The sequence below is a fragment of the Caloramator proteoclasticus DSM 10124 genome, assembly GCF_900129265.1.
GTDB lineage: Bacteria > Bacillota > Clostridia > Clostridiales > Caloramatoraceae > Thermobrachium > Thermobrachium proteoclasticum.
In genome coordinates this window covers 1-12,062 of record NZ_FQVG01000067.1, presented here as the reverse complement: position 1 = coordinate 12,062, position 12,062 = coordinate 1, and the positions used below count along the sequence as shown (strand labels likewise).

The window sequence follows — 12,062 nt, the reverse complement described above, 5'->3', positions numbered from 1 at the left end:
AATCATTTGTTTTAAATAAACTTTTTATTACATTTTCGAAGCCAATTTTATGAGTAAATTCTTTAAGCAATAACAATCCTGTATCAGAAGATAAGTCACCACCATCAAAATTTAATCGTATTTTACTATTGCTTTCTAAACAAATATCATATAAACTAAACATTGAGAACCCTCCCTTTGTTTGGTATTTGTTTAGCAACTATATTATAACAAATTTGGGCCCTCTTTTTCATGTTTTTATTTCACTTTTTAAGTGAAATGCAGTTTAGTAAAAAATTAAGTTAATATGGGCTATAGAACTCTTTTAAATAAATTCCATGAATAATTCAGGTTTAATGATTATAATGTAATAAAGAGAAAAATGAAGGGATATGATTGAGCATAAAAGTAAAATTTTATTAAATTTGAGATAAAATAAATGGAAAAAAATAAAATTAATGATATAATGTAATAGTGTACAAAATAAAATATAATATAAGTTAATAGATTTGAGGTGTTCTTGATGAGTAAGAGGCAGATTTCAATTAAAAAGGCGATTTCTTTAATTTTAATTACTAATTTAATTACAGCATCAATACTTATTTTTGTTCCTATTCCTTTTATAGGTGGTAAAAAAATTGTAAGTAAACAGGAATATGATTTTGTAAAGCAGTTTGGAAAGATGATGTCAATAAAATCAATACTTGAACAAAGATATGTAGATAAGATTGATGAAAATAAACTTGTTGAGGGTGCTGTAAAGGGAATGGTAGATGGAATAGGCGATCCCTATACTGTATTTATGAATAAAAAGGAATTTGAAGACCTTTTAACCCACACTCAAGGTTCCTATGCAGGTGTTGGATTATATGTTGGTAATAAGGATGGGAAAATAGTTGTTGTTGCACCAATAGAAGATACACCAGCATATAAAGCAGGTATATTATCGGGGGACATAATTATAAAGGTTAACGATCAAGATGTATCGGGAAATGAGTTGGATAAGGCAACTTCAATGATGAAGGGACCAGAAGGAACAAAGGTTAAATTGACTATATATAGAGAGGGAAAAGGAACAATAAATTTTGAACTTACAAGAGCCAAAATTATTATAAAATCTGTAAAAAGTGATGTTATTGAGAATAATATTGGATACATTAGAATAACTACATTTGATGAAAATACATCAGAAGCATTTAATAATGCATTAGATAAATTATTAAATCAAGGAATAAAGGGTCTAATTATTGACCTTAGAGGTAACCCAGGAGGACTTTTAGATCAGTGCACAAAGATAGCAGACAGAATACTTGGAGAAGGAACTATTGTTTATACAATTGATAATCAAGGTAAAAGAGAAGAGTGGAAATCTGATTCTAATAAGCTTAATGTTCCTCTTGTTCTTCTTGTTGATGGAGGTTCAGCAAGTGCATCTGAAATTTTAACTGGGGCTGTTCGTGATTTTAAAGCGGGTGTAATCATAGGTACAAGAACCTTTGGAAAGGGATTGGTGCAAGATATTATACCTCTTCCTAACAAAGAAGGTTTAAAGGTTACAATTGCAAGATATTATACTCCATCAGGTGAATGTATACAAGGAAAGGGAATTGAGCCACACATAGTATTAGATTTACCAGAAAAGGATAAAGAAAGAGAATTAAGCTATAAAGAAGATATTCAAATACAAAAGGCAATAGAAGTTTTAAGAAGTAAGCAATAATTTATTGGCCCCCAAGAATACTTGGGGGCTAAAAATCTAATCAAGTTTTGGAGGGTTTTTATGATATTAAGACTTATATGGGAAGCTATAAGAAACTATGCACAGGTTGTATTATCCTTCATATTTGAACCCATATTTTGGATAATGTTTTTCATTTTATTTTTTCAATATAAGCGATTAGAATCAATACAGAAGGATGTATATGGAGTAGTAAAGTATAAGAAGATGGAAATGATGGCATCTTCACTTCTTGCAGGAATTTTAAGTGGTATGTTTGTTAGTATATTAATAACTGTATTTGGAATAACCTTTGGTAGACTTGAAGGTGCAATTTTTATAATAATATTATCTTTGCTATTAGTTATGTTATTTGATTCTCATTTTATATGTTTATCCTATTCTGGAGGTATAATAAGTTTATTAAGCCTTATTTTAAACTTTTTAAATGTAAGAGGTATAGTTAATATAAGTCAAATTCCAATATTAAGAAGTTTCCTGAATATTGATGTAACGGCAATTCTAATTCTTGTTGCACTATTACATCTTGTTGAATCTATTCTTATGTATTTTGATGGTGCAAGATTTCCTGTACCAATGTTCTTTAGGAAGAATAATAAAATAGTTGGAGGTTTTCTATTAACAAGGTTTTGGATAATACCCCTTATGATATTGATTCTATTATCTTTAACACCAGTTAGTGGGGATACTATACCAACACCAGATTGGTGGCCTCTTATTAGACCAGACGGAATGCCTAAAGATTTACAAGATGCAGTGTTTTCTTTGACACCATTATTTGCTATTCTTGGATATGGTGACTTTACAATAAGTAGGCTTCCAAAACAAAAAGTAAAAGAATCATCATTAAATTTATTTATATTTAGCATAACATTATTTGTTTTAGTAGTTCTATCAATGAAGATATATGTATTTAAATACATTGCAGCAATATTTTCTCCTGTTTTTCACGAGTTTATAATAGTATTAAACAGAAAAAAAGAGAAAACATTAGATTCATTATGGGAAAACACATACGATGGAATAAAAATATTAGATGTGGTTCCAAACTCACCAGCTGAAAAAATGGGAATTGAGACAGGAGATAAGATAATTGCAATAAATAATAGAAGAGTAAATACTCTTTATGATGCAAAGGTTGTGTTAGATGAGGCAGATAGATATCTTTGGATTGATGTTGTAAAGATAGATGGTAAAGTTAAAAGCCTCGAATACTATAATTATCAGACAGAAATTGGTTCATTAGGAATAATAACAATTCCTCAAGAGGACGAATATATACCTGTTATGGATCTTGATTAGTGCAAATTTTTATTATTAAAATACAAAATAATTGTGAAGACTTGATAAAATTAAAACAATTTTAAGATTGGTTTATTTAACATAAACAGCAACAGAAGTCGCCCACTTCTGTAAGTGTGTGATGAATGTTGCGAAAATATATAAAAAATGCTACAATTATTACAGCGAAAACCAAGCTAAAATTAGCCATGTAAATGGTATATCTGGGGACGGAACAGCCCTTTGAGCGTGGGGTAACTTGCTCCGCTTTGAGTATTGACCACGAAGCCACCACTTCTATAAGTGGGGGGAGTTCACAGGCCCTATTGAATATAATTCGTAGGGCTTTTTATTATTCAATAATTAGATAGCATCTTTTAACTAAAAATGTTACAGTAATATTACGAAATTATATTTTACATAGAGGGGATGAGGGATTTGGGTAGTTTTATACGAGAATATTTTCCAGCATTTACACATCGCAATTATAAGTTGTTTTGGATTGGACAATGTATTTCTTTAATAGGTACTTGGATGCAGAATGCAGCATTAAATTGGCTGGTTTATGCTATGACACGAGATGGATTTTTATCTGGTCTTATGACAGCAGTTCAGTTTACACCTTTATTTGTTTTTTCATTATTTGCAGGTCTTATTATAGAACGTTATCCTAAAAGAAAAATATTGATATTTACACAATTGATGCTTCTTATTATTGCATTGATTTTTTTTGTATTAATTTATTTTAATCTTTTAAGTTATCCTGTTATATTAATATTATTATTTTTTGTAGGAACAGTACAAGCACTTGATAATCCAACACGACAATCCTTTGTTGTTGAGCTTGTAGAAGGGAAAAAACATCTTTTAAATGCCATAGCCTTAAATTCAGCTGCCTTCAATTCAGCAAGATTAATTGGGCCTGCTGTTGCAGGAAAGGTGATGGCAGATTTGGGTGTAAAATGGTGTTTTTTATTAAATGCAGTAAGTTTTATAGCAGTTATAATAGGACTTTTTATGATGAAAATGAAGGATATTCCATCAAGGGAAAAAATAAAAGATCCTAAGAAGGAAATTAAGGAGGGTCTCAAATATATAAAAACTAATCCAAAGCTTTTCTATACTATGATTTCTCTTGTGATAATACCAACCTTTTGTATGAATTTTAATGTATTAATTCCTATATACACAAAAGATTATTTAATGATGGAGGAAAAGGCATATGGAATACTCCTGTCATCTGTAGGTTTTGGTGCTCTAATTGGAGCTATTTTTGTAGCAACGAGGGGTAGTAGACAAAGAACTCTATATTTCCAGCTTTGTGGTTCTTTTGGCCTTTCTGTTTTTTTAATTGTTATAGGGTTTATAAAAAGCTATAATTTATCTATTTTGATTTTAATTTTATTAGGATTGTTTATGATACTTTTCAATACAACATCAAATAGTATATTACAGTTCAATTCTCCTGATGATATGAGGGGAAGAATAATGAGTGTATATTCATTAGTATTTGGAGGATTGACACCATTAGGAAGTATCTATGCAGGGACATTAGCAAAATACTTTGGTGCAAATAATGTGTTTATAATAAGTGGTATAATAGGGTTTATAGGATTTTTTATACTTTTTACAAGGAGAAGGAGCCTTGTTTGAGAAACATCAGAAATATTTATTTTCGATAATCATAATAACAAGATAATAAAAAACATAAATTTTATTAAATCACTTATTATATTCAAGTTGAATATATACAAAAAGTATAATAATATATTAATAAGAAAAGAACATAGTAGGTGAAATAGATGAAGATACAAAATCCTCATGATAAATTTTTTAAAGAAACATTTTCAAATATTGAAATTGCAAAGGACTTTATATTAAATTATGTTCCACAGGAACTAATTGCAATAATAGATTTAGATACTCTTGTATTACAGAAAGATAGTTTTATAAATGAAAAGCTACAGGAAGTATATTCAGATATGCTTTTTAAAGTAAATATAAACAATAATGAAGGATATATCTATTTTCTTTTTGAACATAAAAGTTATGTAAGCAAACAAACAGCTCTACAACTTCTAAAATATATGGTAGAGATATGGGAGATGAATATTAAAAATGAAGGATTAGGTAAATTACCAATAATAATACCTCTTGTAATATACCATGGAAGAGAAAAATGGACAATAAAAACAAGTTTAGCAGAGATTATAGAAGGGTATAATAGTTTAAATGAAAATGTAAAAAAATTTATACCTAATTTTGAATATTTATTGTTTGATATATCCAGATATAAAGATGAAGACATAAAGGGGCAAGTACAACTAAGGATAATCTTGTCAATACTAAGAGATATATTTTCGGATGATGTATTAAAAATATATAAAACAATAATAAATGCTGCAAGATATTTATCAGAACTTGAGGATAAACAAACAGGAATACAATATTTTGAAACATATATGAGATACATATTCAGTTCATATCAGGATATGACAAGAAGTGATTTTGAAAATATAGCTAAGGAGATTGAAAAAACATTTATTGAAGGGAGTGAGAAAATTATGACTTTAGCAGATATATTTAGACAAGAAGGTATGGAGAAGGGAATAGAAAAGGGAATAGAAAAAGGAATAGAAAAGGGTATTAAAGAAGGCAAAAAAGAAGCTTTAATTAAGTCTATTATAAAACTTCTTACTAAGAAGTATGGAATTATATCTCAAGATATAAAAAATAAAATAGAAAATTTAGATGTATTTACATTAGAGTTGCTTTTTGATGATGCATTAGATTTTACAAGTATGGATGAATTATATAAGTATTTTGAGTAATGGATAAATTGATTTGATTAAAAATAAGAAACATTATATGAAAGGAGGCACCAATTGGTGCCTCCTTTCATATAATAATTTATTGAAGAATATTATTTGGAGGACTATATGGGCAAAAAATATTTTGCTTCCGCAAATACTTCAGCAGGATTTGTATCCTATTTTGATTATGTACTTAAGGGAAGGGATAAAATATACATTATAAAGGGTGGACCTGGGTGTGGTAAGTCAAGTTTTATGCATAAAATAGGAAATGAACTTGAATTAAAGGGATTTGATGTTGATTATGTTTACTGCTCTGCAGATATGGATTCTTTAGATGGCATAGTAATAAACGATTTAAACATTGCAATTGTTGATGGAACAGCACCACATGTTACAGTCTCCTAAACACACTAAGAAGTATATACCTACTTTATAGAAATAACAGTTATTAACAAAGGGAACTATCAAAGTTCCCTTACTTTATCTTATTCTTTATAGTACTTAATGCAATAAGAAGAGCAGTATTAATAAGCTTAGAATCATTTTTCTTTATTTCATATCGGGTACCAATGAGTTTCTCTATTTCATCTTTAATTTCTTTGTTGAGGTTTAAGGTTGTCTTAACAGTTTGGCTACTGTAGATTTGTATAAAGTTTTCTATTTGTTCTTTATGATTATTTAAATGGGAGTCTAACTTTTGGTTTAAGGAAGTAATTGTGGTTTTAATTTCTTTATATTGACTTTCGATTAGTATTAAATATATTTGTTTTCAGCTCATCAAGTAGTTTTTCATCAATGTTATAAGACTTATCACATATATCACAAAACTCACATGTGTATTCACAGCTTTCAGACACATTACAGGGTAATTCTTTCTCTGTGATTATGTCATTTGTTGTGTCATTTAAAAATTCAGATATAAGGTTTATATGTTGAGGCTCAATTTTTATTTGAACCTTTTTGTTATGGGCAAGGTAATAAAAACTGACGTAATCTGGTACTTTATTAAAATTGTTTTTAAAAAGCTCTGTATAGATTGCAATTTGAGGGTCTAAAACAAAATCACCTCCAAACTCTATTGTGTTACCTGTTTTATAGTCGATAATTTCAATTTCATTATTTAAATTGATAATAGCTCTATCAATTTTACCAATAAGAATAATGTTGTTGTTCCTATATTCCTTTATAGTATTTTCGATAAGTAAATTTTCAGTTGCTATATCTTGAGGATTATAAAAATATTCCTCAAGCATTTTAAGTCCCTTTAAACCAAATTCTCTTTCCTCATCTATACCTTCATATCCCTCTCTATTCCAATTTTTTCTGAGTAAATTTTGTAGTATTTGTAGTGTTTTAAATTCTTTATTTTGTATTGAATTAAAATCTGCGATAGCCTTATGAATACTTTGACCAAAGGATATAAATTTGCTCTCTAATTTTGTATCTTTGTTGAGTTTATCGATATATTTGTACTTGTACCTTCTTTTACAGGTTTTAAAAATATTTATGCTGGATGCACTTAAGTAAATTTTATTTTGCAAAATCTCACCTCCAAAAATTTTGTTGATATTAGGGTGTGTAGAATTGTAAAAAATATTCATAAATATGAAAAATACATAATTGTGAATATTTTTAAGAGCTACTTAAAGGAGCATACATAATTAAATGGTTTTAATTACAAATATTACTTGGATAACTATCAAGAAAATATTTAATTAGAAAATTAATTATGTTATTATAAATTTGTAATATTTTAAACAAAAGTGGGGATTTGGATGAAGAATAACATAATTGATAATAAACAATATGGATTAGTTAAAGATGTGTTGAAAAATAACATTGAAGAAAACTCAAAATTATCTATAGCGGCAGCTTTTTTTTCTATATACGCTTATTATGAGTTAAAGGATGAGCTTGAAAAAATAGATAATCTAAGATTTATATTTACTCAACCTGCATTTATTAAAGCTGAAAATAAACTGCTAAAAGATAAGATAAAAATAAATGAGGCTAAGTTGTTTGGTACAGAAGAAGAATACATATATAGAAACAAGTTAAATACACCATATATTGCACGGGAATTTGCTAAATGGGTTCAAAAGAAAGTGGAATTAAAGTCAATAAAAGAATGTAACATTGATGGGAGCTTATATCACATTACAAGAAATGATAAGAATGTTGTAATAATAGGCGGAGTTCCATTTACAACAACTGCATTAGGAGTTAATGGCACCTTAAATACACATATATCAGCTGTTTTAGAAGAGGAAAATAAGGTTAATGATTATATTAAGTGGTTTGAAGGGATATGGAATAACAATAAACTATTAAAGGATATAAAAGGTGAAATATTAAATAAAGTTGAGCTTTTATATAAAGATTATACTCCAGAGTTTATATACTTTGTAACCCTATACAATATTTTTAGAGAATTCCTTGAAGATAATGAAAGAATGGAAAAAATACAAGCAAGGACAGGGTTTAAGGATACACTTATATGGAAAAAACTATACAATTTTCAAAAGGATGCAGTTTTAGGTGCAATAAATAAAATAGAAACATACGGTGGATGTATAATAGCTGATAGTGTAGGATTAGGAAAGACATTTGAAGCACTTGCAGTAATAAAATACTATGAATTAAAAAATTATAGAGTTTTAGTGTTAACTCCTAAAAAATTAAGGGATAACTGGGCAATTTATAGAGAAAATGATAAAAGAAATATTCTTTTAGAGGACAGATTTTCATTTGATTTATTAAATCATACTGACTTATCAAGAAAAACAGGTAAAAGTGGGAATATAGATTTAGAATACATAAACTGGGGTAACTATGATTTAGTTGTAATAGATGAATCCCATAATTTTAGAAATAATGAAGCAAGAAATGACAGAAAAACAAGGTATGAAAAATTAATGCGGGATATTATAAAATCAGGGATAAAAACAAAGGTTTTAATGCTTTCAGCTACACCTGTAAATAACAGACTTCAGGATTTAAAAAATCAAATAGCCTTTATAACAGAAGGAAAAGATGATGCACTTTTAGAAACAGCTAACATTCAAAGCATAAACAAAACACTTCAAAAGGCACAATCTCAGTTTAACAAGTGGTCAAGTTTAGAAGAACACGAAAGAACTACAGAAAGATTACTTGAAATGCTAAATTGGGATTATTTTAAACTACTTGATACATTGACAATAGCAAGGTCTAGAAAGCATATTGAGAAATATTATAATGTAAAGGAGATAGGTAAATTTCCTATAAGAAATAAACCTATAAATTTTAAAGAAGAAGTAGATGTTTTAAACCAATTTCCAAGTATAGATAAAATAAACAACGAAATTTTACGACTTAAACTATCTGTCTATTCACCAATGAAATATATACTTCCTCATAGAAGAGAGTATTACAACAAAAGGTACGATACTGTTGTAAGAGGAGGAAAGAGTGTATTTAAGCAGACAGATAGAGAAAATAGTTTAATCTATTTAATGAAATCAAGTTTGTTTAAACGTTTGGAAAGCTCAGTATATTCATTTTCAAAAACTATAAGAAGTATAATTGAAAATATAGATTCAACATTAAATAAAATTGATTTAGGATATCAAAATGTAACATATAATTTTGATGACATAAATGAGATAAGTGAAGAATATGAAGAATTATTTGTAGGAGATAATGTAAAGATTTTACTGCACGATATGGATTTGATAAAGTGGAGGCAGGACCTTTTATTTGACAAACAAATATTAGAGGAACTATTAAAAAAAGCGGATATGATTACTCCGCAAAGGGATAAAAAGCTTCAAAGATTAAAAAGTGTAATAGAAGATAAAATAAATAATCCAATAAATGAAGGAAATAAAAAGGTTATTGTATTTACAGCGTTTGCAGATACAGCAGAATATATTTATGAGAACATAAACAAATGGGCAAGAGAAAAGTTTAATATTCATTCTGCACTGGTAACAGGTTCAGGTAATCCTAAAACTACTATGAGATTAAACAAAATAGACTTTAACAGTATTCTTTTAAATTTTTCACCAATATCTAAAGAAAGAAGTAGATTATATAAGGATATTCAAGAAGAGATAGATATATTAATTGCAACAGATTGTATATCAGAGGGACAAAACCTTCAAGACTGCGACTTCCTTATAAATTATGATATACACTGGAATCCTGTTAGAATAATACAAAGGTTTGGTAGAATAGATAGAATAGGGAGTAAAAATGAAAGGATACAGCTTGTTAATTTCTGGCCGTCAATTGAACTTGATGAATATATAAACTTAATAGATAGAGTAAAGGAAAGAATGGTTATGATGGATGTATCTGCAACAGGTGAAGAAAATTTAATAGATGAAAAAGTAAATGAAATGAAGGATTTAGAATATAGAAGAAAACAGCTTTTAAGTCTTCAAAACGAAGTAATTGACTTAGAAGATATATCAGGAAATATTTCACTTACCGATTTTACACTTGATGATTTTAGAATGGATTTATTAAATTATCTTGAAATTTATAATAAAGATATAGAAAATGCACCCAAGGGTATTTATGCAGTTGTTAAAAATGAGAATATTAATTTAGAGCAAGAGATTGAAAGAGGAGTAATATTCTGTTTAAAGCAAAATAAAGTTGAAAATAATGAAAATCTTAAAAATCCTCTTTATCCATATTATTTAATATATGTTAAAGAAGATGGAGAAATATTATATACCCATACAAATGTAAAAAAAATACTGGATATATATCGTTCATTATGTTTGGGTAAAAAGGAAGTCTATAAAGAATTAGTTGATGAATTTAATAAAGATACTAAATACTGTAAAAATATGGACAAGTATTATGAACTTTTAAGAAAAGCAACAGAAGATATAAAGGGTAAGGTTGAAGAATATACAACTTTAAGTATATTCCAAATAGGTAATTTGGAAAACATATTAGGAAGCACAAAAATAGATATAGACGATTTTGAAATAATAACATTTTTAGTAATAAGGTGATAACATGGGGGATATATTTCAATTATTAGGTTATAGGGATAGACTTGTATCAGTAGGTACTAAAATTGATAAAAAGGCATTATATGAAAATGCAGAAATTTCAGCAGTAGAAAAGAAAATTATTATTGACGGAATTGAAAAAATGCAGATAGAGTATCTTTTAAATTCAAAAACTATAAACATAAGTTCTTATCAAGATGAGGATAAGATATATCAAGCAGTTGTAATTTTAAGGGTTTATTTAAAAAACATAAACAATGTTGACAAAATAGCACAAATACTTCAAAAATCATTTCCTAATCCAACTATAATATTTTTTGAATATGGAAATGAAATTTGTATATCAACAGCACACAAGAGAATAAATAAATTAGATAAAGAAAAGGCTATTTGTGGTGAAATTAACTTAACAGGGTTTATTCCTATAGATAAAATAAATGAAGTAGATAAAAAATTTTTAGAATCAATTAAAATAAATAATCTTCCATTTAGTGATTTCTATGATTTTTATAGTTTTATTGATGAAGCTGTTTATTTATACAAAAAAAGCAATTTGTTAGGTAAATATGAAATTGAACAAGATGAGGAAAAAAGGAGAATTAGAAAACAATTAATAGAAGAATATGAAAGATTAAATAATGAACTTGCCAAAATAACAAAACAAATAAAAAAGGAAACTCAATTTAACAAGAAAGCACAATTGAACATGGAGGCTGTAAAGATAAAAAGTAAAATAGATGAATTAAAACAAAAGCTATGAAGAGGTGGAGAAGATGAATAAAATGGATGGATACAGTATGGATATAAAGGAGAAAAACATAAAGGAACTACAAAAGATATTTCCTGAAGTTATAAGGGAAGGCAAGGTTGACTTTGAAAGATTGAGGTTGCTTTTAGGTGAAAACATAGAAAAGGTAAATGAAAGATATGAGTTTACATGGAATGGAAAAACAGAGGCAATAAAGATAGCACAAACACCATCACTTGGAACGCTTTTGCCTGATGGAGAAAGTAGTAAGGACTTTGATAAAACTCAAAATTTGTATATAGAAGGGGATAACCTTGAAGTTTTAAAACTACTTCAAAAATCTTATTTTGGAAAAATAAAAATGATATATATAGACCCTCCATACAATACAGGAAAGGATTTTGTTTATAAAGATGATTATAGGGATAATATAAAGAACTATAAGGAAATAACAAAACAAACTACAAGAGCGAACCCAGAAACCAGTG

At 27.8% G+C, this 12,062-nt stretch carries 9 protein-coding genes and 1 pseudogene; 8 read left to right on the top strand and 2 right to left on the bottom strand.

The window, feature by feature from the left end; all coding sequences use genetic code 11:
* The coding region (locus BUB63_RS13460; protein WP_200790275.1) for a transposase at window positions 1–163 on the bottom strand (163 nt) is incomplete at its 3' end.
* A gap of 339 nt (window positions 164–502) precedes the next feature.
* Here BUB63_RS13460 and BUB63_RS11810 point away from each other — a divergent pair.
* From BUB63_RS11810 to BUB63_RS11790, 5 genes are all read left to right on the top strand, one after another.
* The gene (locus BUB63_RS11810; protein WP_073249993.1) at window positions 503–1,699 is read left to right on the top strand and encodes a S41 family peptidase; all 1,197 of its coding nucleotides are present in this window, start codon (window positions 503–505) and stop codon (window positions 1,697–1,699) included.
* Between the two features lie 60 nt (window positions 1,700–1,759).
* Window positions 1,760–3,019 carry a PDZ domain-containing protein gene (locus BUB63_RS11805; protein ID WP_073249991.1) on the top strand — a complete coding sequence of 420 codons (1,260 nt, stop codon included), beginning with the start codon at window positions 1,760–1,762 and terminating at the stop codon, window positions 3,017–3,019.
* 408 nt (window positions 3,020–3,427) lie between these two features.
* Window positions 3,428–4,651, top strand: a complete 1,224-nt coding sequence (locus BUB63_RS11800; RefSeq protein ID WP_073249989.1) for an MFS transporter — start codon at window positions 3,428–3,430, stop codon at window positions 4,649–4,651.
* Between the two features lie 149 nt (window positions 4,652–4,800).
* The gene (locus tag BUB63_RS11795) at window positions 4,801–5,829 is read left to right on the top strand and encodes an Rpn family recombination-promoting nuclease/putative transposase (protein ID WP_073249987.1); all 1,029 of its coding nucleotides are present in this window, start codon (window positions 4,801–4,803) and stop codon (window positions 5,827–5,829) included.
* Between the two features lie 108 nt (window positions 5,830–5,937).
* On the top strand, window positions 5,938–6,219 hold the full coding sequence (locus tag BUB63_RS11790; RefSeq protein WP_073249985.1) for a P-loop domain-containing protein: 282 nt from the start codon (window positions 5,938–5,940) through the stop codon (window positions 6,217–6,219).
* Between the two features lie 326 nt (window positions 6,220–6,545).
* Here the strand turns inward: BUB63_RS11790 and BUB63_RS11785 are convergent, their stop codons facing one another.
* Window positions 6,546–7,355, bottom strand: a complete 810-nt coding sequence (locus tag BUB63_RS11785; protein WP_073249983.1) for a RecB family exonuclease — start codon at window positions 7,353–7,355, stop codon at window positions 6,546–6,548.
* Window positions 7,356–7,589: 234 nt separating this feature from the next.
* Between BUB63_RS11785 and BUB63_RS11780 the strand changes: the two genes are divergently transcribed.
* The 3 genes and pseudogenes from BUB63_RS11780 to BUB63_RS11770 form a co-directional block, all read left to right on the top strand.
* Window positions 7,590–10,826: a helicase-related protein gene (locus BUB63_RS11780; protein ID WP_073249981.1), complete on the top strand. Its 3,237-nt coding sequence runs from the start codon at window positions 7,590–7,592 to the stop codon at window positions 10,824–10,826.
* 4 nt (window positions 10,827–10,830) lie between these two features.
* The gene (locus BUB63_RS11775) at window positions 10,831–11,586 is read left to right on the top strand and encodes a DUF4391 domain-containing protein (RefSeq protein ID WP_073249979.1); all 756 of its coding nucleotides are present in this window, start codon (window positions 10,831–10,833) and stop codon (window positions 11,584–11,586) included.
* Window positions 11,587–11,599: 13 nt separating this feature from the next.
* A pseudogene (locus tag BUB63_RS11770) lies at window positions 11,600–12,062 on the top strand (site-specific DNA-methyltransferase); the annotation flags it as partial.